At 65.5% G+C, this 24,311-nt stretch carries 28 protein-coding genes and 1 tRNA gene; 14 read left to right on the forward strand and 15 right to left on the reverse strand.

The features are described from left to right. Positions 1-215: 215 nt before the first annotated feature. Both ON21_RS23985 and ON21_RS23990 read right to left on the reverse strand, forming a co-directional pair. Positions 216-650: an effector binding domain-containing protein gene (locus tag ON21_RS23985; protein WP_039801008.1), complete on the reverse strand. Its 435-nt coding sequence runs from the start codon at positions 648-650 to the stop codon at positions 216-218. Continuing rightward, positions 647-1,090, reverse strand: coding sequence for a GyrI-like domain-containing protein (locus tag ON21_RS23990; RefSeq protein ID WP_039801088.1), 444 nt, complete (start codon positions 1,088-1,090; stop codon positions 647-649). The genes ON21_RS23985 and ON21_RS23990 overlap by 4 nt, the downstream gene beginning before the upstream one ends. A 351-nt stretch (positions 1,091-1,441) precedes the next feature. Between ON21_RS23990 and ON21_RS23995 the strand changes: the two genes are divergently transcribed. Further along, positions 1,442-2,179, forward strand: a complete 738-nt coding sequence (locus ON21_RS23995; RefSeq protein ID WP_039801011.1) for a uracil-DNA glycosylase — start codon at positions 1,442-1,444, stop codon at positions 2,177-2,179. 30 nt (positions 2,180-2,209) lie between these two features. Here ON21_RS23995 and ON21_RS24000 read toward each other — a convergent pair whose 3' ends face one another. The 3 genes from ON21_RS24000 to ON21_RS24010 form a co-directional block, all read right to left on the reverse strand. Beyond that, on the reverse strand, positions 2,210-2,443 hold the full coding sequence (locus ON21_RS24000) for a metallothionein (protein ID WP_039801014.1): 234 nt from the start codon (positions 2,441-2,443) through the stop codon (positions 2,210-2,212). An 86-nt stretch (positions 2,444-2,529) separates the two neighbouring features. Next, on the reverse strand, positions 2,530-2,712 hold the full coding sequence (locus ON21_RS24005; protein WP_039801017.1) for a ferredoxin: 183 nt from the start codon (positions 2,710-2,712) through the stop codon (positions 2,530-2,532). Then, positions 2,709-4,178, reverse strand: coding sequence for a cytochrome P450 (locus ON21_RS24010; RefSeq protein ID WP_039801020.1), 1,470 nt, complete (start codon positions 4,176-4,178; stop codon positions 2,709-2,711). Before ON21_RS24010 ends, ON21_RS24005 begins: the two co-directional genes overlap by 4 nt. Before the next feature lie 101 nt (positions 4,179-4,279). On the opposite strand from ON21_RS24010, the gene ON21_RS24015 reads away from it, so the two are divergent. Continuing rightward, complete coding sequence (locus ON21_RS24015) at positions 4,280-4,945, forward strand: TetR/AcrR family transcriptional regulator (RefSeq protein ID WP_039801090.1); 666 nt, start codon at positions 4,280-4,282, stop codon at positions 4,943-4,945. On the opposite strand, the gene ON21_RS24020 is transcribed toward ON21_RS24015, so the two are convergent. After that, positions 4,929-5,555, reverse strand: coding sequence for a TetR/AcrR family transcriptional regulator (locus ON21_RS24020; protein ID WP_051021276.1), 627 nt, complete (start codon positions 5,553-5,555; stop codon positions 4,929-4,931). The genes ON21_RS24015 and ON21_RS24020 overlap by 17 nt on opposite strands. Positions 5,556-5,701: 146 nt before the next feature. Between ON21_RS24020 and ON21_RS36040 the strand changes: the two genes are divergently transcribed. From ON21_RS36040 to ON21_RS24045, 6 genes are all read left to right on the forward strand, one after another. Then, positions 5,702-6,148 carry a hypothetical protein gene (locus ON21_RS36040; protein WP_157170942.1) on the forward strand — a complete coding sequence of 149 codons (447 nt, stop codon included), beginning with the start codon at positions 5,702-5,704 and terminating at the stop codon, positions 6,146-6,148. Between the two features lie 109 nt (positions 6,149-6,257). Continuing rightward, entirely contained in the window at positions 6,258-6,656 is a 399-nt protein-coding gene (locus ON21_RS24030) for a DUF2511 domain-containing protein (protein ID WP_051021278.1), read from the forward strand. A gap of 36 nt (positions 6,657-6,692) precedes the next feature. Beyond that, positions 6,693-7,409, forward strand: a complete 717-nt coding sequence (locus ON21_RS24035; protein ID WP_245562704.1) for a hypothetical protein — start codon at positions 6,693-6,695, stop codon at positions 7,407-7,409. A 373-nt stretch (positions 7,410-7,782) separates the two neighbouring features. Next, the gene (locus ON21_RS38655) at positions 7,783-8,013 is read left to right on the forward strand and encodes a hypothetical protein (RefSeq protein ID WP_157170943.1); all 231 of its coding nucleotides are present in this window, start codon (positions 7,783-7,785) and stop codon (positions 8,011-8,013) included. Beyond that, entirely contained in the window at positions 8,007-8,651 is a 645-nt protein-coding gene (locus ON21_RS24040) for an HAD family hydrolase (protein WP_039801025.1), read from the forward strand. The genes ON21_RS38655 and ON21_RS24040 overlap by 7 nt, the downstream gene beginning before the upstream one ends. A 372-nt stretch (positions 8,652-9,023) precedes the next feature. Continuing rightward, on the forward strand, positions 9,024-9,920 hold the full coding sequence (locus tag ON21_RS24045) for a hypothetical protein (RefSeq protein ID WP_157170944.1): 897 nt from the start codon (positions 9,024-9,026) through the stop codon (positions 9,918-9,920). On the opposite strand, the gene ON21_RS24050 is transcribed toward ON21_RS24045, so the two are convergent. From ON21_RS24050 to ON21_RS40640, 4 genes are all read right to left on the reverse strand, one after another. Then, positions 9,921-11,306, reverse strand: a complete 1,386-nt coding sequence (locus ON21_RS24050) for a hypothetical protein (RefSeq protein WP_157170945.1) — start codon at positions 11,304-11,306, stop codon at positions 9,921-9,923. Between the two features lie 18 nt (positions 11,307-11,324). Continuing rightward, a complete protein-coding gene (locus tag ON21_RS24055; RefSeq protein ID WP_083880841.1) occupies positions 11,325-12,533 on the reverse strand; it encodes a YcaO-like family protein in 1,209 nt (402 codons plus the stop codon). Next, a complete protein-coding gene (locus ON21_RS24060) occupies positions 12,517-13,758 on the reverse strand; it encodes a TfuA-like protein (protein WP_083880842.1) in 1,242 nt (413 codons plus the stop codon). Before ON21_RS24060 ends, ON21_RS24055 begins: the two co-directional genes overlap by 17 nt. 85 nt (positions 13,759-13,843) lie before the next feature. Next, positions 13,844-13,966, reverse strand: coding sequence for a hypothetical protein (locus tag ON21_RS40640; RefSeq protein WP_281032690.1), 123 nt, complete (start codon positions 13,964-13,966; stop codon positions 13,844-13,846). A 346-nt stretch (positions 13,967-14,312) separates the two neighbouring features. Here ON21_RS40640 and ON21_RS37325 point away from each other — a divergent pair, with 346 nt between their 5' ends. Further along, positions 14,313-15,824, forward strand: coding sequence for a DUF4135 domain-containing protein (locus ON21_RS37325; protein WP_083880843.1), 1,512 nt, complete (start codon positions 14,313-14,315; stop codon positions 15,822-15,824). 42 nt (positions 15,825-15,866) lie between these two features. Beyond that, positions 15,867-17,135: an MFS transporter gene (locus ON21_RS24070; protein WP_039801042.1), complete on the forward strand. Its 1,269-nt coding sequence runs from the start codon at positions 15,867-15,869 to the stop codon at positions 17,133-17,135. Positions 17,136-17,359: 224 nt separating this feature from the next. Here ON21_RS24070 and ON21_RS24075 read toward each other — a convergent pair. The 5 genes from ON21_RS24075 to ON21_RS24095 all read right to left on the reverse strand — a co-directional run bounded on the left by ON21_RS24075 (position 17,360) and on the right by ON21_RS24095 (position 21,935). After that, positions 17,360-17,432, reverse strand: a tRNA-Ala gene (locus ON21_RS24075). A gap of 91 nt (positions 17,433-17,523) precedes the next feature. Beyond that, entirely contained in the window at positions 17,524-18,645 is a 1,122-nt protein-coding gene (gene sepX, locus ON21_RS24080) for a divisome protein SepX/GlpR (protein WP_039801044.1), read from the reverse strand. A gap of 262 nt (positions 18,646-18,907) precedes the next feature. Next, on the reverse strand, positions 18,908-19,558 hold the full coding sequence (locus ON21_RS24085; protein ID WP_039801098.1) for a GNAT family N-acetyltransferase: 651 nt from the start codon (positions 19,556-19,558) through the stop codon (positions 18,908-18,910). A gap of 12 nt (positions 19,559-19,570) precedes the next feature. Beyond that, positions 19,571-20,827 (reverse strand): molybdotransferase-like divisome protein Glp, encoded by a 1,257-nt coding sequence (glp, locus tag ON21_RS24090; protein WP_039801046.1) that lies wholly within the window; start codon positions 20,825-20,827, stop codon positions 19,571-19,573. 151 nt (positions 20,828-20,978) lie between these two features. Next, positions 20,979-21,935, reverse strand: a complete 957-nt coding sequence (locus tag ON21_RS24095; protein WP_039801048.1) for a UTP--glucose-1-phosphate uridylyltransferase — start codon at positions 21,933-21,935, stop codon at positions 20,979-20,981. A 67-nt stretch (positions 21,936-22,002) separates the two neighbouring features. On the opposite strand from ON21_RS24095, the gene ON21_RS24100 reads away from it, so the two are divergent. From ON21_RS24100 to mscL, 4 genes are all read left to right on the forward strand, one after another. After that, on the forward strand, positions 22,003-22,611 hold the full coding sequence (locus ON21_RS24100) for a 5-formyltetrahydrofolate cyclo-ligase (RefSeq protein ID WP_083880844.1): 609 nt from the start codon (positions 22,003-22,005) through the stop codon (positions 22,609-22,611). Positions 22,612-22,680: 69 nt separating this feature from the next. After that, positions 22,681-22,977, forward strand: a complete 297-nt coding sequence (locus ON21_RS37330) for an FmdB family zinc ribbon protein (protein WP_083880845.1) — start codon at positions 22,681-22,683, stop codon at positions 22,975-22,977. Positions 22,978-23,064: 87 nt separating this feature from the next. Continuing rightward, positions 23,065-23,724 (forward strand): SAF domain-containing protein, encoded by a 660-nt coding sequence (locus ON21_RS24105; RefSeq protein WP_039801050.1) that lies wholly within the window; start codon positions 23,065-23,067, stop codon positions 23,722-23,724. A gap of 115 nt (positions 23,725-23,839) precedes the next feature. Beyond that, on the forward strand, positions 23,840-24,244 hold the full coding sequence (mscL, locus tag ON21_RS24110; RefSeq protein WP_039801052.1) for a large conductance mechanosensitive channel protein MscL: 405 nt from the start codon (positions 23,840-23,842) through the stop codon (positions 24,242-24,244). Positions 24,245-24,311: the final 67 nt, after the last annotated feature.

The raw sequence follows: 24,311 nt of genomic DNA on the forward strand, positions 1-24,311 counted from the left end.
GATAGTCCAGCCCGATGCAAGCCCCCCACGGCGCCGAGCCGAGACGAAGTTGCCCAGGGCAGTATCCGTCATCGGACAGGAATTGACCAGATGTCCGGCTAATCTCCCGAAAACTCTGTGGTACACGCCATATTCTCGCAGGTCAGACGCAGCGCAATCAAAATCGGAAATAACATGGAGACCAGTCGGTTCTGGTTTAGTTACTGATTGGCAATCTAAACGAGGATAGAAATGAACAACTCGACCGACTCCGGACCGTGCCAGATCTCGATCTCTTCACGGTAGGCCCGCGTGATCTCGGCGGACGCCGTCGCGTCGTCGACCTGCGCCCAGACGTCCTCTACCGGATCGTGATAGTCGCCGTTCGGCGCGAATCGCGCATAGACGCCCTTCGGCACCCGCACCAAGACGTCACCCACCGGCACGGCGTCCGGCGCGGGGTATTCGAAACAGACCACCGCGTTGTAGTTCCCCGCCGGATCGGGCACGTAGACCGTGTACATCGGACGGTCCGCACCGTCCCGGTCGCGCAGCCGGTCCTTGAGGAACTCGATGAGGTCGCTGTTGCTGACCTTGAAACTGGGGCGCACGCGCGGGACGACCAGCCCGCCGTAGATCGCCTCGGCACGCACCACGATCGCATAGCTCATCGCGCGTCTACCGCCAGGTACAGATCGATCTTGTAAGCGTGCGGATAGCACTCGAAATCGCCGGTGTAGGTCCGTTTGATCTGGTTGTGCTCCTCGGCGTAGGCGATCTGCGTCCACAGGTCGGTCATCACCTGCGGGAAGTTACCGACCGAGGAGAACCGGGCGTAGGCGCCGCGCGGCAGCCGGGCGACCAGGTGACCGCGTGTGACGTCGTCGAAGGACGCGCACTGATAGCCGACGATCTGTGTGTTGTACGTGCCCAGCTCACCGGTGTAGTCGGTGTAGGCGCTGGCCAGCGGGCCGCCGAGTTCCTGGTGCAGCACCGCCGCCCAGGCGGCCTCCAGATCGCGGTCACGCAGTTCCCCGAGCGCGCGTTTGGGGCTGCGTACCGGCAGCCCGGCAACCCACGTCTCGTCCCGCTCGACGATCTCAAACTGCATGGAAAGACTCTTTCGAAAGAAGCCGGAGGTGAACCACCGCATCCGGTCGGTCGGAACCGCCATGCTACCAACCCGGACCGGGTGGTACCGATCACATATCGCCTGGGACGGCCGCTCGATCACCCCGCTGAACTGGACAGATGTCCGAAGCGGTACCGTCCGGACGGGACCGATCAGCGGTGGACGGCACCAGCCGGTCGTGTCGACGCACAGTGCGTACGACCGCCCGGTTCGCCTCTCCCGTGGCACCACCGAACGGAGTTTTGATGCACCAGACGCCGATCTCCGACCGACACGGCCGCGCTCCAGGGCACCCCACGGGTCGCGCCGCCACGGACGGCCGGTATTGACATGTGCCGGACCATCGCCGAACTCGACGCGGCGGTCGCCGACTGCTTCGCCTGCCCCCGCCTGGTCGCCTGGCGCGAACTCGTCGCGCGAGAGAAACGCGCCGCCTTCCGCGACCAGACCTACTGGGGCCGCCCCGTACCCGGCTTCGGTCCGGCGGACGCGCGGATGCTGCTCGTCGGACTCGCGCCCGCGGCGCACGGCGGAAACCGGACCGGCCGCATGTTCACCGGCGACCGCAGCGGCGACGTGCTCTTCGCGGCGCTGCACGCGGTGGGTCTGGCCAACCAGCCCACCGCGGTCAGCGCCGACGACGGCCTGCGGCTGCACGGTGTGCGGATCACCGCCCCGGTGCACTGCGCCCCGCCGGACAACAAGCCGACGCCGGCGGAACGGGATCGCTGCGGCCACTGGCTGGAAACCGAATTGCGCCTGTTGACGCCCACCGTCCGCGCGGTGGTGGTGCTCGGCGCGTTCGGCTGGCAGGCCCTGCTTCCGGTGCTGGCGGCCGCGGGCTGGGCCGTGCCGCGCCCGCGACCGAAATTCGGCCACGGCGCGCACGTCGAACTGGCCGCGGCGGAGACGGGCCGCGATCCGCTGCACGTGTTCGGCTGCTATCACGTCAGTCAGCAGAACACCTTCACCGGACGACTCACTCCCGCCATGCTCGAAGCGGTGCTGGCCGAAGCGGCGCGGGCCGCCGGGCTCGAGGTGCGGCGAAGCCACGCGCCGCGCGGGTGATCGGTGGCGCATCGCCGCTCGGCAGCGGGTTCAGACGTGATCGACCAGCGCCGGATGACCTGCTTCGTGGGCGCAATGCGCACAGCAGAAGTAGTCACCGCGCGCCTCCACGCCGTGACCGACGATCCGGCAGGAACAGTGCGTGCAGGTCGGGGCCATGGCGGTGATCGCGCATTCGAAGCTGTCGAAGGTGGCGGACTGGCCGTCACGTGTGATGGTGAACGTCTTGTCGTACTCGTTTCCGCAGGTGTCGCAGGTTGCCATGAGGTGTGGTCCTTCCGCGTCGATGGGCTCGAGCATCGCAGTTCGCGGTACCCAGACGCCGAGGACACAAAACGGGCCGGGCGACCTCAACTCAGGCGCAACGCCTGGACCGGGCAGCTGTCGACGACGAGTTCGAGCAGCTCGCGCTCGACGCCGACGGTGTCGGCCGGGACGACGATTCCGTCCTCGCCCACCTGGAACACTTCCGGCGCCAGCGCTTCGCACATGCCGTGCCCTGCGCACACGGTGCGATCGGCGATGATCCTCATCGGCCGATCCGCTCCAACCGGATGGGCAGGCCGTCGGCGGGCACCGGTCCGGTTCCGGCGACCAGCGGCAGCTGGTAGCCGTCCGGCACGCTCCAGCGATAACGCAACAGCATCTGGTGCAGAACGGCTTTCACCGTCATGCCGCCGAAGTACAAGCCGATGCACTTGTGCGCCCCGCCGCCGAACGGCGCCCAGGCGAAGCGGTGCGATCTGTCCTCACGACGGTGCGCGGCGAAACGCTCCGGGTCGAAGGTGTCGGGATCGTGCCAGTACTCCTCGTTGCGCATGAGCCCGTAGGTGCCGCACAGGATGAACGTCCCCTTCGGCAGGTAGTAGCCGAGCATGTCGGTGTCGGCGATGGTTTCGCGGACCTGCTGGGCCACCGGCGAGTAGACCCGCAGCGCTTCCTTGAACGCGAGGTCGAGCGAGGGCAGCCGGTCGAGATCGTCGTAGTCCAGCGCGGGCTTGCCCAGCGCGACGGATTCGGCGCGCAGCCGCTCCTGCCACTCCGGATGCCTGCCGAGTTCGTAGACGAGCATGGACGCGGCGATGGTACTGGTGTCGTGGGCGGCCATCATCACGAAGATCATGTGCTCGACCACCTCGGCGTCGGTGAAGGTCTCGCCGTCGGCGGTACCGGCCCGGCACAGCACGCTGAACAGATCGGCGCCGCCGCCCGCGCGCTTCGTGGGCAGCTCGCGGCGGAAGTACTGCTCGAGCACCCGGCGCCCGCGCACGCCGCGCGCCCATACCCCGCCGGGCACGTTCGCCCGGATCAAGGCGGCCCCGCCGCGCACCGCGTCCTCGAAAGCGCGCTCCAGCCGTGCGGCGTCAGCACTGAGTTCTGCGCCCGCGAAGACCTCGGTGGCCTGCTGGAGCAGAAGTTTCTTGATCGCGCGGTAGACGCGGAAGTCGTCGGCGGGTTCCCACTGCGCGATGCCGCGGGTGATCCGGGGCGTGGTCAGGTCCAGGTAGCCGATCAAGCGCGGACGCGTGAAGGCCTGCTGCATGATGCGCCGATGGAAGAGGTGGTCGTCGAAATCGCGCAGCAGCAGGCCGCCGCGGAAGAACGGGCCGATCAGCCACTCCCAGCCGCGCTGCGCCGACAACACCTTGTCGCGGTCGAGCATCACCGCCTCGTAGCCCTCCGGACTGCCGAAGGTGACCATCCGCCGACCGAGCATGCCGAACCACTGCACCGGGCCGAAGCGATCGAATCGCGCTCGGGCGAACTGGATCGGGTCGGCCAAGGCGTGCAAGGTGTATCCGATCCCGGGGGGCCCGAAGTCGCCGAGCACCGGTTTCAGTCCGCTGCCCGGCGGCGGATCGGCCAGCGGCCGCACCGGCGCGGGGTAATGCGCGACCGCGCGCGCGGCCGCGCGCTGCGCGTGCCACGCCCACGTGGTCCGCGCCTGGCGGATCGTGCCGGAGACCTCGTTGAACGACTGGGGCACAAGCAGACTCATGACCGTCTTCCCTTCGCGACACTGCGATGGTTCGACGATAGAGGAAACCACCGTTTCCGTAAACGGTTGTTTCCCAATTTTGCCTGTGCCAAGCTGGCGTGGTGACCCGTACCGTCAGCGGCACCTACCGCGGAGCCTCCACGGCCGAGCGCCGTGAGGACCGGCGCAGGCGGTTGCTCGACGCCGCCCTCGACATCATCGGCACGCAAGGACTGTCGGCGTTGACCGTGCGCGGGGTGTGCGAACAGGCCAAGGTCGGCCCGCGGTTCTTCTACGAGGCATTTCCCGACCGCGACGCACTGGCCTCCGGTGTGCTTGTGGAGATCCAGCAGGCGGCGCTGGACCGGGCGAAGGCCGCGATCGCCGAGACCACGGGCACGCCCGCCGACCGGATCCGCGCCGGAGTCGCGGCCCTCATCGTCGAACTCACCGACGATCCGCGGCGCGCGAAAGTGGCTTTCGCCCAGACCTATGGCGACGAGGCGCTCATGCGCAGCCGGTTCGCGGGCATGCGCCAGGTCGCCGACGTCATCATCGAGCAGACCCGCCTGGTGCTCGAGCTGCCGGAAGGGCAGGACACCGCGATCGCCGCGACCTCTCAGCTGATCACCGGCGGAGCGGCGGAACTGGTCCTCGTCTGGCTGGACGGAGGGCTCGATGTCGACCGGGACGGGCTGATCGCGCTGCTGGCCGACTTCACCGTGGCGATGCTGGACCGGCTGCCCGCGGTCGCCGGACGACTGTCCGGCGTCACACCAGATTCCTGATCAGCGACGACATCAGCGGCTCGCGCAGCCCGGGCAGCGCGGCGAAGTCACCGGCGACGACGCGGTTGGTCGCCAGCGAGACGACCGCGCCGATCACCGCTTCACCCGCCAGCCGCTGATGCGGCCGGGTCGCGCCGAGCGCCTCGGCGAATCCGTCCACCAGAGCGGCCTGGGTGGCCAGCCGCCGCTGGAGCACCGGCCTTCCCGCCGCGTACGCCTCTACCAGGAAAACCTTCGCCACCTGCGGCTCCTGCGCCAGGGTGGAGAAATACGCTTCGAGTGCGCGATCTATCCGCTCGACCGGCGTGCCCTCGGCCGCGAGCGCGCGGGCGATCCTGGTCATCACGATCTCCACGGCCATGTCGTAGGCGGCGAGGAAGCACGCCTCCTTGTTCGCGAAGTGCTGGTAGAAGGTCATCCGGGACACCTCGGCCCGCTTCAGCACATCCGCTACCGTCGCCGCCGCGTAGCCCTTGTCCGCCGCCGCCTCGATCATCGCCACCAGCATGCGGGCCCGCTGCGCGGCCACCACCTCTTCCGGTGCGATCCCGTGATTGCCGCCGTGCAGTTTCCCGCCCGCCCGAGCCTTCAGCAACGATCCTCGCTCCACGTTCCGATGCTAAGCGTGCGCACACCGGTCGCGTGCCGGGTCGACACACGACGACGTGCCGGGCAATCGAACCGCGAACGCAGGCGAACGGGGCACAATGACCGTCCGAGAGTGCTCGATTCGACGAAGAAGGAGCGTGATCGACAGTGCGAAGCAGGCAGTTGGTCGGACGAAGCGCCCTGGTCGCGGCGCTGTGCATCGGCGGGTTCGCGGCGTCGGAGGGTCCGGTGACCGCGGAGGAACCCGCATTCGTGAACATCGGAGTCATCCACACCTTCGGCGACACCTGCTACGGCGAAGGCCGAGCGGGCGTCTCCTCCCCGAGCGGGACGCCGGGCGTGGCCCGTTTCGGCATCAGCTTCGTCAGCAACACCCCCATGGGCATGCCGTGCACCTTCATGGCGTTCGCCAACTGGCGCAACCTCGACACCGGCGCCGCGGGCACGGTGGCCGTACCCGTCAGCGACCCGGGGAACCGGCCGCCCGCCACCGTCTTCGCCGCCTTGCCCACCGGTCCTGGCCGAGTGCGGGTCGACGTGACCACCGACTATCCGCACGTCTCGGCTCCGCCGGTCGAGATACGGATCAGTTGAGTCGCGGTTCCGCCGACCTCACCCGATATCGCTGGCGCCGCCGCGGTCTCGACCAGTAGGCTGCCTGTCGAGCGCCTGGGGACGGCGCAAACGCGAGGGGGGAACTCGGATGACCAACGCGACCTATTTCGCGCGAATACTGGCCGCCTGCGCCATCGCCGGTGCGTTGGCTACCTCGGCATGCGGCGGCGGATCGGGCCCGAAGCACCCCGCGCACCCGATCCCGTCAGCCCTCCCTGCGCCCACTTCCAGCAGCCAGGCGATCAGCAGCCAGAACATGGGCTACCTGTGGCCGCTCACCGTCGATCACGGCACGCTGGAATGCCGCCCTGGTGACCAGGCCGTGTTCATCGCCCCCGACGCCACCGTCTACGCCTTGAACGACAACGCCGCCAATGCCGGATTCGCCGACATCGAACCGCTTCGCGCCACCGGTGCAGGCGGCGACAAGATCAGTCTCGGAGCCCTGCGCAGCAAAACCCTCGGACTCTGCCACCTGCCCGGCTGACGATCCTCGCTTGTTCTGCCCGCACAGCATGGCTCGATGCAGGAGCATTTCCGCCGATCCACGCGGGTGATGCCGATGCGCGGGCAGCGCCCGGCTCCTAGACTGGGGAACTGCGGCACGGTCGACCGCCGAAGCGCCACGGCGATTCCGCGATCGGCACAACACGAAGTCCCGATCCAGCAAAGGGCCATCACTACGGCCCATCCCGATGGAGGAGGGCGCATGCCCGATTCGTTCCACATGCGCGTCTGTCTGCTCGGCCAGGGCTGCGTCTGCCCGACGGTCACCCTGTTCCTCGCCCCGGAGCCACTGATCCCCGGCGGCAACATGCTGCATCTGCTCGAACAAACCCCGATCGCCGATGACACCGGGACGCCGACCGTCGATCCCGAGCTGATCGATCTGGTCGAGACCGAGCCCGCCGGGCCGGCTCTGCGCGCCGAAGTCCACGAATTCCACTCCGGTCGCCCCGACCCGCACCGGATCCACGACATCCTGCACGATCACCAGATCACCGACGCCGCGCCGATGGGCCTGGATGTCAGCGATCCCAGCGAACTCACCCGCCTGGCCATGCTCCCCGAACATTCCATCGGCTACCGCCGCATCGACGACTTCCAGCAAGAAGCGACCGCCCGCGCCATGCTCGCGGTCTATCGCCTCTTCGAAGTCGATCAGCGAGTCCGCCTGATGTACCACGGTTTCGCCGACCCTGACACGGGCTGGTTCGCGCTGCGGACCGCCACCGCCTGAACGTTCGCAGAGCAGGCGACACGCCGCAGCGCGCACGAACCCTATAGCGGCGCCTGCGCAGCCGGACCCGGCCAACGACTGGCGCACAAAGGATGTGGCCGTTCAGTACGTGTCACAGTTCCGGCCGTGCGCGCTGACGGGTGATGTGGTCGGAACTGTGCCACACCCGAGCTGCGGTCACACACACGCGGCAAGCACCTCCGCGGAAGCGCGTGAGCGGCAGCCCTTCTCCCCGCGCGGAGCGGATCCGGACCACGGCCACAGGTGATCTCGGCCTCGACACCGGTCAGACCTTCCCAGGGCACTTTGTGGAGCGGATCACCAAGACCCGGCTCCGAGTGGTACCTCGACGTACCCCTTGGTAGGTTTCGGCTTGTTCGCGCAGCGTCGCGCACCACCCTTCGACTCGCGAAACCTTCCTTCGATCCACAGTTGTGCGTCTCTTCCGTCCTGGAAGAAGGCGGAAATCGTCGTACCCGCCCAGCCGATCCAGCGGTCGTCCTCGACGGCCGAGTCGGCGGCGGCGCCACCCCTCATGCTGCTCACCCTGCTCGCCGCAGGCGTGGCCGTCCTGTCCCATCAAGCCTTGGAGAACCGGTGGTAACCGCACTACCTCACCAGCCCGCGGAACTCGACGCGGTCATCTTCGACTACAACGGCGTCATCGGCCTGCAGCCCACGGTTCCCATGTGGAGCAAGCTCGCCGAACTCGCCGGATGGCCCGCAGACCAGCTCGGACTCTTCCAAAATGCGTTCTGGAGCGCCCGCGAACCCTACGATTCCGGCGAGTCCGACGACGCGCACTTCTGGACCACCGTGCTCGGCCACCGCCCGGATCCGGAACTGCTCACCCGGTTGCGTGCAGTCGACACCTCGCTGTGGACCCGAACCGACGACCGCGTCGTCAACCTGCTCCACCATGCCCGGCGAGCGAATCTCCCAATGGTGCTGCTGTCCAACGCACCCCATCCGGTCAGCGACGCCCTCGACACTTTGCCCTGGCGCACGCTGATGACCGACGCCCTCTACTCGGCCCGCCTCGGCATGAACAAACCCCACCCCGACACCTACCGAAACGCGCTCGCCGCCACCGGAGTCCGCGACCCCGGCCGCGTCCTCTTCGTCGACGACCGCGCCGACAACTGTCAAGCCGCCGCCGGCCTCGGCCTGCGCACTCTCCACTACACCGGCTCACCCGGCGATATCGAGGCACACCTGCGCCTCACCACCATCGCGGCGTAGGTACCCGCGAGTCGTCACAGAACTTGCGGATGTCGGCGGACACCAGCGGTGGACACAGAACCGGGCCGGACGCTCGGCTGGTATCCCAGTCGAGCGGCCGGCGTGGGCGATCCGTTCGGCCGCCATCGCCCGAGGCTCATCCACGACCCGACCGAATCTACTTTCGAAGCCGCCACCCGCCGGAACAGAGTTTCGGCCCCTGCCCCTCAGCCATATCGAGTATCGCCCTCCCGAATCGACGCGACCTCTAGGGCGATCAGGCATGAACGGTCCCGACCTACGTCGGTGAGACAGGTAAAATTCTCAAGAGTCATCGCGACCAGCGCAGGGCCGACTTGCGGCTCTATCGACTGCTTCTCATGGGGGAACGATTTGACCGAGGATTGCCAGCAGGCCAGAGCACAGCACGGCGGGTACCTGAATCCGGTCGGCGAATATAGAGCAGTTCACCGTCATACCATTACAACAGGTTGTCCAGGAACCGACGATTATCGCATTCTGCGTTATGCCGTGGCTTTGCCGCGCACACTCCGTCGCCCCTGGCTTGTCGTCAATCTACACGGGATGGTGACACGGCCGGCGTACCAACCTCCGATATACGGCAGGTTTACTTCCTCCGCGCAACTCGGCGCGATCATCGTCTTCGTTTCCGACCCGATTCTGGAAATGCATCCCGAGGCGAGAATCGGGTGGTTTCTACAAGCCGAGTACTTGGCTGACGACTTGGTGCGCGTAGTCCACGACTTGATCGTCGAGCACCGCTTGGATGGGATAGTTTGGAATGGCTGGTCAGCAGGCGGTTATGCGGCGGTACGGTTCGCGTCGAGGACCTGCGACCTGGCCCCGACCATGGCCTTCTCCTACGCACCTCAGAACAGCCCGGAGCACCTCACCTGGTGGGCGAACTACTACGCATCACTGTCGAGCTCAGCACAGTTCGACCCATATTGTGAGTTGGCGGCCGCGACCGGTTCACCCCGAAAGCTGCCTCGGGACCTGTCTTCCCTTCTTCACGAGGAGTCGGACTACTACAATAGATTCGCAGTCTCGATTCGCGTGAATAATCGAGACATGACTCATCTCGCTCACCATCTGCGACCGATAATCAAATCTGCTCCGCAGGCACGGAACCTCGACTGGGCGGTGCTCAACAATGGACTGGGGCACGGGGAGGAGAGTAACGATACCTTCTGGAAAGAGTTTCGCGACGCCACCGACAAATGGACATCCGGCAACTACTCACCCGCGTTGGCACGAAGCGCGGTTTGATCAGCCCATGACAGGCAGTGCGAGTTCCGCCGGAACCAGCGGAGGAAAAAGCTGGCATTGCGCCCTCGTCGTTGACAAGTCCACCCACTCCGGCCCGTCGGACTCCGCCCTCAACACCATCCGGCCGCGGTCCGGGTCGGGTACCGCCCTGCATGCAAGGAGAGTAGCGCCATGCCGACGGAAAAGCTTGGCAAGGCTCACCGCGGTGGAGATATGGACGACAAACTCTCCCGATGTCGCCGATTTGATGAACTGGATCGGAACCACCGTGAAGAGGGAAATCGGAATCTTGTTCGGTAGCCGCAAAAAGAAGTATTTTGGCTCGAGTAACGGTCGAGGAGCCAGAAATATCCATGCATCGCCATACGGGCGCAAATTGGACAGCATGGCGAAAGCGAACTCCATGCGGGCTCCGACCAGAACGGCCCCGAGCGTCCCCGCCAGAACAGCGAAGAATACCGGATAAGCCATCTTCACGAACGTCATATTTTCAACGGTCACGATCGCAGCGGCGGAGGCCAGTCCGAAATAGACGGCCGAAACAATCTCGTTGACCAATCCAGCTCGCCTGCTTCTGTACTGCCAGGTGCATTGCCAAAGAGCCGTGGAGAGGCCGACGCACAGCAAATACAACAAGATCGACAGGCCATTCCCCGCCAGTCCGGAGATCACGTCCGAGATAGATGCCGATTCGGCAAGCAGGATCAGCACGAGCCAGATGCTCACAGCAACCGAAGTGAACTCCCAATTGCCGGAAATGCCGAAAAAGAAATGTAGAACCAGCCCGGTCACAAGACAAAAAACCAGGTGAACACCGACCATAATCATCGCTGCCAGAGAAATCTCCATAGCCGGGATCACGAACATGGCACCGATATGGACCGTTCTGCGTACCCACTCGGGGGTACGCGAAAGATATTCGCTGTTCCGGCTGAAATTGAGATCGACCAGCTTCTTCCCAACGCTGTTCGGGCCGAACATATAGGCTCGGTTCATCTTGGCGATACCCGCAGCCGCATACAGAGCGGCCAGCACGGCACTGATCGCACTCGCCGCCGACGCCCCGTCATCAACGAAGACGAGCACCATAATGGTCACGACCACGAGGAACGAATGGTTGGATATCCGTAGGTTCTTACAGAGGAGCCATACGGCTATCAGAAGGCAAACGAGACAAGATTGCAGAACCGGAAACGCACCTGCCAGCAGCAGGGTCGCACTTACTCCGATGGGCGCGCACACATTACCAGCGAATACCAACCAGCGTGGGAGAGTCATCGCGAAAACCGGTGAGAAATTCCAGGACAACGCTCGACGGTCCAGCATCAAATACTTCGTCACTGCGAACCAATTGATCGGTATGGATACAATGAACGCAGCGTTCATCGCCGTCACCATGGTCTGCTACCCCGCTTCGGCGATCAGCGCCTGCCCTCGCCCTGGGATCCCGCCGCGGCGATCTGCCGCAGTCCCCGGAACGAGCAGCTTGACGACAGCCAAGTCCCCGCTGAAATCGGGGTGCGTTATGTCCAGATAGATCGGCTCGTGTCCGGTTACCGCCTCCGCTCGACGTGCCGCCACCAGGAGATCCGTCGTGATGCAGTCGGAATCGATCGGGTCGAAATCCAGCTCGTTCATTGCTTCGCCGATAGACCGCAGCTCGCGCACCTCCCGCATCGTGCTTCCATTTTGCAACCTCTCCCATATCGGGATGACCGGCAGGTCGTCCCGGGTTCCAGCTATACCGGTCAATCTGGTCTGTGCGGCTTCGGTCAGTGCGCGAGTGACCGCGATAGCCCAGTCCCCGTGCGCACCGGCACCTGAGCACTCGACGGGATACTCAGGAGAAAATACGGCCGCGACGAAGGTCGGCACCCCGAATCTCGAACAGATCGCGTCGAGCTCCACATCCCAGCCGGCATCTAGCATCCGACCAATGAGGGTTTTGCAGTAAGTATGGTCGATCGACTGCAGGTCGATCGGGATTCGGCGGGATGACGCGCGGCCGATGGATGCGCTGCTATCCCTCTCGAATACCTCGTAAATTGCATGGAGCGCCGCCTCGGCGGCGGTGTTCCCGGAGGCCAGGCCCGAGCTCGTCTCTCTGAAAGGGTTCATCCTGAAGTCGCACCGAGCAAAACTGATGTCGACCAGGCCGCGAGGCGCCGGAACAGTATTGCCGGAAAGAATTCCTGCGGCAGGGTAGAATGCGATGACCTCATCTTTCACGAGGGGACGCCGAAGATGGCTACCGAATTCCGATATTGTGGCATATGGCAAATCGCTGCCCGAATGCGATCCGTATTCGATCGGCAACCGGATATTCTCGGCATGCCAGGTCTCCAATGACTCCATCGCTGCTGATATCTTCGCCAGCGTGCGCGTCGCTCCCTTGCCTTGCGACACAGCGAGCGATTCCGAGAGCGGTCGCACCGCCATAGCCACCGGAATTCGAACATAGTCGAGGTCGGTGACGTCCGCCACACGGGTGATCCCGGCACCTTCCAAGTATGGCTGAATTCGTCGCCAGGTTTCCTCCCCGCTCCGGGCTCTCGCCGTGCCGTCCATTCTCACCTTCGCAGCAGGGGCGGGCAGTTCAATCGGCGTTCGCATCAACGAGTCCCCGTGTTATCTCATAGTGGCTGAAGATGAATCGCCGCAGGGCTCGTCGGGCGTGGTTCATGCTCACGAAACCACGCCGGTATGCCCTCTCCTCCAAGGATCCGGACTCCCACCACAGCTCATTCAGCAATCCATCTGCTATCTCTATACGAAGCGACCGGTGCGCGGAGACACTCCCGTTCGCCACGTTATTCTCGGCAGCTTGCACATATGCCCTGTGCTGTGACGATTCCAGCGATAACAAGATCGCCAGACCAGCGCCGTCGGCGAGCACGTATCTCGGTTGAAAGACTTGCGGAGCAACATCGATCGACGATGTCCTGGAAACTGAGAACACTCGCTCGTCGAGCGCCTTGCCAGGTGACATGTCATACGGATGCTCCGAAGCATATGCCAGATACTTCCGCCAGACTTCCGGGAATCGCGGCATATACAGCTGCTGAAACTCTACTCTTGCCAGGATCTCACCGCCGCCGACGCCGGCATTCTGCCACTGGTAATAATATGGCGTTCGCCAGAAAGCACCTGACAGAGCAGCGTCACATTCGAAGTGGCGAGTCGTGAAGTGCGCATGCTTCATAGCGGCGATCGCGTCGAGTTTCTTTATGTCGTGCTCGGGCCGCAACCTGCGGCCGGGCATGAACTCGTCGGCAACATCTCGCCCCAAAGCGTTTGCGATCGCCATATACAAACCGGCCCAGGATCGTTCTGCGTAGAAGATATCCTGGGCAATCTCAATGATGCGTTCGGCATCATGGGGAGCGATCCGGAGGTCACCGCTTCCCAGCGCATATCTAATGTTCACGAGGGGAACCGTCAACGGTCGCCAAGAGTTTTCCTCGTCAGCGTGCGCCACAGCGACCTCGGCATCTGAGTCGATGATCTGCGTCCGGTACCACTCACCGACGACACCGACGACCTCCATGCCGAATCGGTGCAGTTCACTGCCGCGGATGGCGCCGATACTGCTCGCTCCGATCAGCCGGACACCCGAACTCAGCGCATGTAGATATTCCTTGTGCCGCAACGCCGGATTCTGATGGTACAAACCGTCGATCACGACAATTGTGTCATCAGCATTCAGCCGTGTTCCAAATATATCGCCGTGTTTTATCGGAGGTTTCAGAAGAGTGCTGGTACCGTATTCTTTGTCGAACGAGGCTACGTCCGCCCGCGTCAAAGTCGGCCCAGCATGAACAGTGACAATTCCCCCCATGTTTCCCACCCTTGTATGGCCGATGAATATATCCCGGAGGCGCGCTGCGGGCGCTTCGAAAAATGGGCGCCCGCAGCACTGTCAACTAGTCGGCCTCCGCCGTGGCGGCATCGTTGGTTCGTACGACTGCCGTCGGATCTTCGAAGATCTTGTCGAACTCCTCGATCGTGATGTACCGCTCGATCGTGCCCGCAAGAGTTGTGCTCATAAGATTCCCTCCCTTCACTACCTTGAATGCGTGGCCATCGGCCACAAATGCGACGTTAGCAAAAGTCGCCGACTGAGGCCACTAGTTTGTTTCGCGGGCAGTGCGGGTGCACCTGCTCCGCCAGGAATGTCGTTTCGATCAGGAGATCGGATATCCATGCGGTCCACGCAGCCGATCGCGACGGCTCCCGACCCCACGGCGATCGGATCGGCGCAGGTAAGACAGCGCGAATCGCTGCGTATAAGGGACTCGGTCCTGCACGTCGCTGATCGATTCTTGTTTTCCGAGGATTTCATATCGAGTATTGGATACTTGTATTTGTGACCTACATCACCGTAGATGTCTGGTGCGGGCGCCTCGCGACATCAAGCTGGTGGGCGCGCTAGGATCCGCCGGGGGGTGTCATACTTCTGACGCTTTCCTGCCGGAACCGGGGATTCATGCTACGCAGGAGGGCCTCATCAGATATTCGGAATATGATCTGTTTGTACTCGAGGTACTCGATGAATGGCTCGCCGGGAAATATTCCATTCCGGACGAGATCGACCTCAGACGAGTCAAGCGGGACTGGATGCGGTATCTGATACCCAGAGTAGCCGTGTTCTCGGCAGCGACCAGAACGGTGGTTACCCGGCGGAACGCATCGTCCAGTCTTCGAACGCTTGCACGCCGCGTACTCGATGAGGATGGCACCGTGTGGCACGACATCGTTACCCCGAAGATCGCAGTGTGCCTCGATGAATTGCAATCGCTCGGCCGAGCGTTGACTGCCGAGGGACGACTGTTCGAAAAATTGGAGCCAGGTGCGGGAGATGCGCATCACTATGGAAAGACGACCACCAAGATAACCTCCGCGGACGGTACGTATTACTTCAAACCCGCTCGCTCCTCGAAGCGACTTCTCGTCCAATCCGTCTTTCGCGCCGCGGACATGCCGGATCACATCTATGTTCCCTGCGACACACCGCTCCTGGACGGTTATGTACAGGAATCCGTTCCCCCGCCGGAGCCATCGGTTTCGAAGGAGGAATTCTGGCATAGAGCCGGCGCTTTCGCTGCAGTCTCCGATTGTTTGAACGTCGTGGACGCGCATTATGAGAACGTCGTACCGGCCGGTGCTTCGATTGCGCTGATCGATGACGAGACGATCATGACAGCAAGCCCGTTCGGACACGAACGCAACCTGCTCACGACGCTGCTTCTGCAGGATACCGACGCGATCGAGATCGCCGCAGGCTTCATGGCGGCTGCGACGCCGAGCGTGTCGAACTACTACCCCACGCTCCTGGACGCTGCGGGCGGCGAGCATATGACCGTTCGGACGTCTACGCGCATCGAGAGCAGAGCAACTACGATTGCACGCCACTTCGGTAGTATATCGGATTTCTCCGATGAATTCGTCGATGGTCTTCGTCAGGGGTATAGCAAAATCAGTTCACATGGCCTGTCGGTTGCACGCGCGATACGGAAATTCGGCGCCGGGTCCAAATCCCGGGCCGTTCTGTTCTCGACTCCCGGATACCGGCGACTGACGCTGTTGATTTCGACCTCGCCGACCAGTGCCTCCAAGCATGAGATCGAAGAGCGGGTTCTTCGCGACTTGCAGCGCTTCGACCGAAAGGCGGTGGCGCCACAGATATTGCGTTCGGAAATAAGTCAACTAATGCGTGGGGACGTACCCATGTTCACCATCGATGTGACCTCGCGCGAAATATACGACGGCGAGGATCGCGTAGGTGAGATCACGATGTCACCAGTCGATGAAAGTTGCAGTAGGATATTCGGGCTCGATAGGCACTACATAGACGATCAGTGCGCAATAGCGCGCCGATGTTTGTCATCTCCGTCTCTTTCGTGATGTCGTCGACAGAGTTCAATAATTACGCACAGGAGCTGATGGATGACCGCCCCTTCCACGGACACCGACTTCGAGGTGCTCAAGGTGCCGGATTTCCGCCGACTGTGGCTGGCCAACGGCTGCCGCGATACCGCCGGCGAGATCGCGAGCTTTGCGCTGCCGGTCACAGCGGTCACTGTGCTCGGCGCGTCACCGTTACAGATGGGCTTTATAGCGATGTGTGGAAAGGTCGGATATCTCCTGATCGGTCTGCCCGCCGGCGTGTGGGTCGACCGATGGCGCAAACAGGCTGTCATGCTCGCGGCGGAGGCCGCGTACACCGTAGCGCTGGCCAGCATTCCGCTCGCCTATCTGATCGGCATGCTGACGGTCGTCCAACTGATGGGCGTGGCCGTCACGCTGAGCATCGCAGGCGTTTTCTTCGGGATCGCTCATACCAGTGTGCTTCCGCTCATCCTCCCGAAGAAGCGGGTCGCCGACGCCAAAGCGCGACTGACCACATCGGAGAGCAGCATCAGTGTCATTTCGCCTGCGGCTGCCGGCGCTGTGTCACAGTCGATGGCGGCTCCGATCCTGTATGGCGCGGCCGCCTGTTGCCAATTGTTGTCGGCGCTGCTGCTCCGCCGTATGAAACCGACCGAACCGCCGCCCCGCCCGAAGGCCGACCGGCACTTCGGTAAGGAGGTCACCGAAGGCGTGCGAATTGTGGTACAGCAACCCCTACTACGGTTGTTGCTCGGACAGACCGCGTTGAACAATCTCGGCGCCGGGATCATGATGGCGGTCACAGCGTACTTCCTGCTCAAAACGCTCGCGATTCAACCGTGGCTGTTCGGCGCCCTGTCGACCGTGGGCGCTGTCGCGGGCCTCATCGCGTCACTGGTGTGCCCGATGCTCCGAAGGAGGGTCGGTGAGATCCGGATGACGATGGTCTTCTCGGGGTTGGCGCCGGTTGCCATGCTGTTTCTCCCGTTGGCGGGGCTGCTTCGGGGGGAGGCCGTGGCGTTGATCGCCATTGCGGAGATCACACTCGGCGTGGCCTTGGTGGGCCGCTCCGTCGCCGTCGCTGGACTGCGTGCCCGAGTCACACCCAACCGGTACCTCAGTCGGGTCACCGCCGCCGTGGCAGTCGTCACGCAGGGCGCAACACCTCTCGGCACCATGGTGGGCGGCGTTGTCGCTGGTATTTGGTCCGCGCAGATCGCCCTGTGGGTCGGCGTAGCAGTGATGACGACCCCTATCGCCCTGTTGCTCGCGTCTCCCCTGCGGGCACACCGGACACTACCTACGGAGTGGGAAGTCGACGATTGATCGGTAGACGCCGCTCGATGCATGGTCGGGCGGCGCTTCCGCGTCGGGCAAGGAAACTCACCGATACCGGGGCCATGCATCCAGCGGTGCCGACGATGTCAGGGACAAGGCGATCTCAGAACACGGGCCGAGGTGTCGGGACCCCGAGCGCGAGACGCCAGGCGGGGATGATGGTTGCACACCGAACAAAAGGCGGGTGCTCATGTCGAGCACCCGCCTTCTTGTGGAGCTAAGGGGAATCGAACCCCTGACCTTCTCGATGCGAACGAGACGCGCTACCAACTGCGCTATAGCCCCGTGCGGTTCCGGGGAACCGCGCTGTGACACTGTATCAGGCCATCCCGCTAGACTCCGAATCGGCATCCTGACCTGCGGCGGTGCACGGACACTACGCGCCGGCCGCGCGGCGCATGTCGCGGCCGGCGCGGGTGCGCAGGGCGCGGGCGGTGGCGGGGTCGAAAGGGTCGAGGTGGGCGAACATGGGGTCTTCGTCGTCGGGGTCGACCAGGGTGGAGCGGCGACGGATCGCGCGGGCGGTGTCGCGGTCCATGGTGCCGCCCGGGGCGCGTCCCCGGCGTGCGCGTGGATCGGCTTCGCCTTGATGTCCCCGGTGGAGGCGGGCCGCGCGCCTGCGGCGGATCTCCTCCTCCATCCGCACCTGCTTGCGGAGGTAGGCCAGATAGGTCGCCAGCACGGTGACGGCGAGCCCGCAACCCCACCACAGCATGGGAGTGAACACGAACGCCAGAGCACCGAAGAGCAGGGCGGCGAGCAGCAGGCCGAGCACGGCGCGCTGCCGGAAGGTGTAGCGGGCCGCGCGAGCGATGGCGTCGGCCTCGGGGTCGAAGCCGCCGCGGCCACGGCGGCTGGGGACGAAGTCCGGTTCGTCCGGGTCCGCGTCGTCGTAGTCGTCGTACTCGTCGTAGTCCACGACGGCGGGCGCGGTGGAGCGCGCAGGCGGGATTCTGGCCGCGACCGGCTCGGGGTGGTGTGCGCCCACGCGGTCATCATCGGCCCCCGCGTCGATCTTCGCAGCGACTTCGTCGGCTTCGTCGTCGTCCGGCGCCTCGTGGCGCATCTCGTCGCCGTCCGCCTCGTGCTCCTCCGTTGCGGCGGAGGCGAAGTCGTCGACCTCGGTGTCGTCCGGTTCGGCGTCAGCGATGTCGGATACCGCGGCGTCGTCGGCCGCGGATGTGTTCTCCTCGTCGGTCTCGGTGACGGGCTCGTCGGCCGGTGTCGTCATCCGGTCCTCCGCATCATCGCTGTGGGGATACTCTCTCGGTACGCGGCGTCCATCGTGTCGCCCACGGGGCCGCCAGTTCGGATCGGTTTCGTGCCCGGCGGCCGGGCCCTTCTTGAGACGTCGTTTGCCGCCGCCGCGGTGCAGGACCCTGGTGGCCAGCGCGGCGTCGGTGGTCCGGCGGATCCGGGGGTGACGGTCGGCGAGGATCGGGAACAGGACGAAGACCCAGAGCACGACCAGACCGATCCACAGGATCGAATTCGGCATCGCGTCAACACCTCCGTCCCACCTGGATTTCCTCCGGCTCGGCCCGCCAGCGGCGCGTCACACGCCCCGCGCTCGGCCGGCCCCCGTCCGACGCGACGGCGCGGACGCCGATCCCCTCGCAGGCTCACTGCCGATGGCGCAAGACGCACCATCGACGTCCGTAGGCTAATTCCGGGTAGCACCAAGTTCCGGCAGGCGCGCCGTGCACTTCCGCCACACCTGTCACATTCCCACCAATGTCACCGCGCGCCGGTGGCCGGTTCTACAGCAGGGTGACGCGCCCCTCTCGCACCAGCCGGTCCAGGACCGTTCCGGTCAGTTCCTCGACGGTCATGCCGACCAGCAGGTGATCCCGCCAGGCGCCGTCCACGTCGAGGTAGCGCCGAAGCAGCCCTTCCTCCCGGAAACCGACATTGCGCAACACCGCTTGGCTGGCCAGGTTCTCGGGTCGAACGGTCGCCTCCACCCGATGCAGGCCGACCGGTCCGAAGCAATGGTCGAGGCCGAGCGCCAAAGCCGCCGTCGCGACGCCTTTCCCGCTGAGATCCTTGGCCACCCAATAACCGATCCAGGCCGAGCGCAGTGCGCCGCGCACGATATTGCCCACGGTCAGCTGCCCGCTGAACGCGCCGTCGACCTCGATCACCAACGGGATCATCGCACCGCGCCTGGCCTCGGCCTTCAGGCTCGACCACAGCGATGGCCAGTTCGACGCGTGATTGCGCGCTTCCCACGCCCCGCGACCGGTCGGCTCCCACGGTTCGAGATGCGCTCTGTCGCGCAACCGGATCCGGCTCCAGGCCGCCGCGTCGCGCAGCCGCACCGGCCGCAATGTCACCTGTCCCGCGGGCACCTGGACCGGGCCGAGTCGCGCGGGCCATCCCGGATGCTGCGTGGCCCGGAAGACGTTCATGGCGTCCACGTCTCAGCCGCGCTGTGCGAGAAAGGCGACCTGGACTTCGTCACCCGTGCGGATGTCGGTGTCGTCCGGATCGATCACGATCAGGCTGTTCGCCTCGGCGAGCGTGGCGAGCAGGTGCGAGGACGAGCTCCCGTTGCCGAGCGGCTGCACGAGGTACTCGCCGGTCGCTTCGTCCCGCATGAGCTGCGCGCGCAGGTATCCCTTGCGCCCCTCCATGGAACTGATCGGCGTGATGGTCCGCGCGCTGATGATCCGGCGCATGGGATGCCTTCGCCCCAAGGCGATTCGGATCAAGGGCCGCACCATCACCTCGAACACCACCAACGCGCCCACCGGGTTGGACGGTAGCAGGAACGTCGGAACCTCGTCGCGACCCAGCCGCCCGAAACCCTGCACCGAACCCGGATGCATGGCCACGCGGGTGATTTCGAGCTCGCCGAGCCCTTCCAGCGCCTCCCGGACCTGTTCGGAGGCCCAGCCGCCGACCGCGCCCGCGATGACGACCACCTCCGAGCGCACCAACTGTCCCTCGACCACATCGCGCAGCATCCGCGGATCGGAACTCACGATGCCGACGCGGTTGACATCCGCGCCGGCATCGCGCGCGGCCGCGGCCAGCGCGTAGGAGTTCACGTCGTAGACCTGGCCGGGGCCCGGCGTGCGATCGATATCGATCAGCTCACCGCCCACCGACAGCACCGACAGTCGCGGGCGCGGGTGCACCAGCACCTTGTCCTGGCCGACCGCGGCGAGCAGCCCGACCTGCGCGGCGCCGATGATGGTTCCCGCACGCACCGCCACATCGCCCGGCTGGACGTCGTCACCGATCCGGCGCACGTAGTCGCCGGAGCGCACCGGCTCGTACACCTTGATCCTGACCCGACCGCCGTCGGTGAAATCCAGCGGGAGCACCGCGTCGGCGAGCGTCGGCATCGGCGCGCCGGTGTCCACCCGGACGGTCTGGCGGGGTTGCAGGCGAATCGGCTGCCGTGAACCGGCGACCACCTCGCCGACCACCGGGAGGGTGAGGTCGACGAGTTCGCCTTCTTCGTCCCTGATGTCGGCCCCAGCGGAGGCCACGTCGACGCTGCGCACGGCATATCCGTCGATGGCGGCCTGGTCGAAGCCGGGCAACGGCCGCTGGGTGACGACGTCCTCGGCGCACAGCAGGCCCTGAGCTTCGGAGATCGCGACCCGGACCGGCCGGGGCGCGACCGCCGCGGCGGTCACCTTGATCTGCTGATCCTCAACCGAGCGCATCCAGCCCTTCCTGATCCTCTCCGCACTCCATCCGATCTCGCCCACGCGGGCGCGCGATCCCGCCGGGGCGCAAGCGCATTCGCGTGCGCACCGCGGTGAACCATCATTCGTACCCGACGGTCCACTCTCGGCGAAACCCCGGCCGGGTCCGTCAGTCGCCGGTCGTCAGCTGCGGATCCCAGTCCGGGCTCAGGCGGTGCTGCAGCCACTCCCGCAGAGCGGGCCCGTATTCCTCTCGTTCCAGTGCGAAATCGACCGCAGCACGAAGATAACCGCCCGGGTTGCCCAAATCGTGGCGCGACCCACGGTGCACCACCACATGAACCGGATGCCCCTCGGCGATCAGCAGTGCGATGGCGTCGGTGAGTTGCAGTTCGCCGCCCGCGCCTGGCTCGATACGGCGCAGCGCGTCGAAGATCGCGCGATCGAGCAGATACCGGCCCGCGGCGGCGAACGTCGACGGCGCGTCGGCGAGCGCGGGCTTCTCCACCATCCCCTTGACGCGCAGCACATTCGGATTCACCGCGTCGGGCACCGGCGCGACGTCGAACACACCGTAGGCGCTGACCTCGTCCTTGGGGACGTCGATGGCGCACAGCACCGTTCCGCCGCGCTTGCGGCGCACCCGGCACATCACATCGAGCACACCGCGGGGCAGCACGAGGTCGTCGGGCAGCAGAACGGCGATGACGTCCTCGTCGTCGTCGAGGGCCTGCTCGGCCTGCGCCACAGCGTGACCGAGCCCGAGCGGCTCCTCCTGGACCACCGAGGTGACATCGAGCAGTCCCGGCGCCTTGCGCACCTTCTCCAGCAGCTTGAACTTGCCGCGCTCCTCGAGCGTGCTCTCCAGCACCAGGTCCTCGACGAAGTGCGCGACCACGCCGTCCTTGCCCGGGGACGTGACGATCACCAGCCGCTCCGCGCCGGAACCGGCCGCCTCGGCGGCGACCAACTCGATGCCGGGCGTGTCCACCACGGGAAGCAGCTCCTTGGGCACCGTCTTGGTCGCGGGCAGGAACCGCGTTCCGAGCCCGGCCGCGGGCACGACGGCCGTGCGGAAGCACGAGACCTCCGCGGCGTCACCGGGCTTTCCGGCCTTTGCTGTCATACGCATACCCTATCCATCCATCACGCCGCCGGATCGGCGTCGCGCCGACCGGTTCCGGGGTGAGCCTATGGTGATCACTGTGAAGATGCCCGGCGAGCGCGATAAGCATGCATGGCGCACCGAACTACTCGCCCGCCGAGCTGTGATAAGCGCCACGGAGCGGGAAAAGGAAGCGTTTGCCCTGGCCACGGCCGTCGGCACGGTGGCTGTTCGCGGCTGGGTCTGCGCGTATGTGCCGGTGACGGGAGAACCGGGATCGACCGCGATGCTGGACGCGCTGCTGGCCGGTGGTGCGCGGGTGCTGCTGCCGGTGACCGGGCCGCCGGGGCCGCTGAGCTGGGCCGAGTACACCGGCGCGGACGCCCTGCGCCGGGCACGCTACGGATTGCTGGAACCGATCGGCGCCGTGCTGCCGCCGGAGACCGTCGCCAGGGCCGAGCTGATCCTCGTCCCCGCTCTAGCCGTGGACCTGCGCGGTGTCCGGCTCGGCCGCGGCGCCGGCTACTACGACCGCACGCTGCCCGCCGCGCGACCGGACGCGCGCCTGGTCGCGGTGGTCCGGGACGACGAACTGGTGGACCGGCTGCCGGAGGAACCGCACGACCTGCGCATGGGCTGGGCGCTCACGCCACGCGGCGGCCTGCGCCGGCTGGGCGACGATTACCCTGGGGAATGAAACACCGATTGGCGGTGTTGGCACTGTCGGCTGTAGAGTGCCAGATCGACGAACACCGCGGAGGATCCTGTGCCTACTTACTCGTATGCGTGCACCCAGTGTGACAACCGCTTCGACATCGTTCAGTCGTTCACCGACGAAGCGCTGACCGTGTGCTCGGAGTGCTCGGGGAAGCTGCGCAAGCTGTTCAACTCGGTCGGCATCGTCTTCAAGGGCAGCGGGTTCTACCGCACCGACAGCCGCGGTGGCTCCTCCACCGCCAGCGAGCCCGCCAAGTCCGACAGCAGCCCGAGTTCGTCTTCGACTTCCGACTCCAGCTCGTCGAGCGGGTCGACCGCGTCCACCAGCACGGCTGTAGCCAGCTGATTCGACGGTTTTCCACAGCCAGTCACCCATCCACAGCCCACCGTGATCCGGGCCGGGCGAACGCGAGTCCGGCCATAGGATCCGGCCATGACTCGCGCACTCGCCGACCTCGGCCGCGGCTGGAATCCCTACGGGTGGCAGCGGCCGCCCTGGGCCGACGCCGTACTCGTCCGACGGTTGCTCGCTATCGCTCTCGCCGCACTCGCGGCGCTCCTCTTCCTTCGTGGTGATCCCGGCGCCGAACGCATCACGGTGCTCGTCGCGGGCCGCGACCTCGCGCCGGGGCGGCTCCTCGAGGCAGGCGACCTGCGCCCCGCCCCGCGCGAAGCGGGCACCTTACCGGCGGGCGCGGTCACCGATCCCGCCGCGCTCCTCGGCGCGACGCTGACCGGCGCCATGCGCCGAGGCGAGGTATTCACCGACCTGCGCGTCGTCGGCCCGCGCCTGGCCGCGGCGGCGACGGGCGCCCGTGAGGCGCGTATCGTGCCCGTCCGGCTCGCCGACACGGCGGTGGCCGACATCCTGCGCGCGGGCGATCGGGTCGACGTGATCGGCGCCGAAGACGCCGGCTCCAGCGCCCGGCCCGCCCGCACCCTCGCCACCGATGCCGCCGTAATCCTCGTCTCCGGCGCCGGTGTGGGCCGGGGAGCCGCGGAACGCGTGGTCTTGGTCGCGATGGACGCCGAGCACGCCACCGCCGTGGCGGGCGCGTCGCTGCACACCGCGCTCACCGTCGTCTTCCACTGACCCGCCGATCATGCCTCGCCGAATATGCGCCGACGGCTCATTAGCATCGGGCCTACCGGCGCGCGGGTACCGCCGAGCACGACTGCCCAGCTCCACGGAAAAGAGGAGACCGGCCATGCTCAAAGAGTTCAGAGATTTCCTGTTCCGCGGAAACGTCATCGACCTGGCGGTCGCCGTGGTCATCGGCACGGCGTTCGTCGCGATCATCACCGCGATCACCAACGGCATCATCAATCCGCTGCTCGCCGTCCTCGGCGGGCCGGGCGATATCGGCCTGGGTTTCCGGCTGGTCGCCGACAAGCCCGCGACCTTCGTCCAGGTCGGTCCCATCATCACCGCCGTGATCAATTTCCTGCTCATCGCCGGGGTGCTGTTCTTCGTGCTCGTGTTGCCCGCCGCGCGATTGAAGAAGCGCTTCCGGCCCGACGACACCACACTCACCGACTCGGAGGTGCTGATCCAGATCCGCGACCTGCTCGCCGAGGGCCAGACCAGCTCGGGCGGGCGGCACGAGTTCTGAGTTCGGCTGCGCCGCAGGCGAAACGGGCCCGTCGGGACGGGCCCGTTCGCGTGCTGCGTGTGATTAT

It is taken from the genome of Nocardia araoensis NBRC 100135 (assembly GCF_000308435.1).
Lineage (GTDB): Bacteria > Actinomycetota > Actinomycetes > Mycobacteriales > Mycobacteriaceae > Nocardia > Nocardia araoensis.

What these genes read in the sequence shown, in the direction of transcription:
- ON21_RS24070 (WP_039801042.1), top strand. Translation starts at nt 15,867, where the DNA reads ATGACCGCCCCTTCCACGGACACCGACTTCGAGGTGCTCAAGGTGCCG.
- ON21_RS24035 (WP_245562704.1), top strand. Translation starts at nt 6,693, where the DNA reads ATGCAGGAGCATTTCCGCCGATCCACGCGGGTGATGCCGATGCGCGGG.
- ON21_RS24095 (WP_039801048.1), bottom strand. Translation starts at nt 21,935, where the DNA reads ATGACAGCAAAGGCCGGAAAGCCCGGTGACGCCGCGGAGGTCTCGTGC.
- glp (WP_039801046.1), bottom strand. Translation starts at nt 20,827, where the DNA reads ATGCGCTCGGTTGAGGATCAGCAGATCAAGGTGACCGCCGCGGCGGTC.
- ON21_RS24010 (WP_039801020.1), bottom strand. Translation starts at nt 4,178, where the DNA reads ATGAGTCTGCTTGTGCCCCAGTCGTTCAACGAGGTCTCCGGCACGATC.
- ON21_RS24085 (WP_039801098.1), bottom strand. Translation starts at nt 19,558, where the DNA reads ATGAACGTCTTCCGGGCCACGCAGCATCCGGGATGGCCCGCGCGACTC.
- mscL (WP_039801052.1), top strand. Translation starts at nt 23,840, where the DNA reads ATGCTCAAAGAGTTCAGAGATTTCCTGTTCCGCGGAAACGTCATCGAC.
- ON21_RS24055 (WP_083880841.1), bottom strand. Translation starts at nt 12,533, where the DNA reads ATGCGAACGCCGATTGAACTGCCCGCCCCTGCTGCGAAGGTGAGAATG.
- ON21_RS24050 (WP_157170945.1), bottom strand. Translation starts at nt 11,306, where the DNA reads ATGAACGCTGCGTTCATTGTATCCATACCGATCAATTGGTTCGCAGTG.
- ON21_RS23985 (WP_039801008.1), bottom strand. Translation starts at nt 650, where the DNA reads ATGAGCTATGCGATCGTGGTGCGTGCCGAGGCGATCTACGGCGGGCTG.
- sepX (WP_039801044.1), bottom strand. Translation starts at nt 18,645, where the DNA reads ATGCCGAATTCGATCCTGTGGATCGGTCTGGTCGTGCTCTGGGTCTTC.
- ON21_RS24105 (WP_039801050.1), top strand. Translation starts at nt 23,065, where the DNA reads ATGACTCGCGCACTCGCCGACCTCGGCCGCGGCTGGAATCCCTACGGG.
- ON21_RS24030 (WP_051021278.1), top strand. Translation starts at nt 6,258, where the DNA reads ATGACCAACGCGACCTATTTCGCGCGAATACTGGCCGCCTGCGCCATC.
- ON21_RS24100 (WP_083880844.1), top strand. Translation starts at nt 22,003, where the DNA reads ATGGTGATCACTGTGAAGATGCCCGGCGAGCGCGATAAGCATGCATGG.
- ON21_RS24005 (WP_039801017.1), bottom strand. Translation starts at nt 2,712, where the DNA reads ATGAGGATCATCGCCGATCGCACCGTGTGCGCAGGGCACGGCATGTGC.
- ON21_RS40640 (WP_281032690.1), bottom strand. Translation starts at nt 13,966, where the DNA reads ATGAGCACAACTCTTGCGGGCACGATCGAGCGGTACATCACGATCGAG.
- ON21_RS24000 (WP_039801014.1), bottom strand. Translation starts at nt 2,443, where the DNA reads ATGGCAACCTGCGACACCTGCGGAAACGAGTACGACAAGACGTTCACC.
- ON21_RS23990 (WP_039801088.1), bottom strand. Translation starts at nt 1,090, where the DNA reads ATGCAGTTTGAGATCGTCGAGCGGGACGAGACGTGGGTTGCCGGGCTG.
- ON21_RS23995 (WP_039801011.1), top strand. Translation starts at nt 1,442, where the DNA reads ATGTGCCGGACCATCGCCGAACTCGACGCGGCGGTCGCCGACTGCTTC.
- ON21_RS24060 (WP_083880842.1), bottom strand. Translation starts at nt 13,758, where the DNA reads ATGGGGGGAATTGTCACTGTTCATGCTGGGCCGACTTTGACGCGGGCG.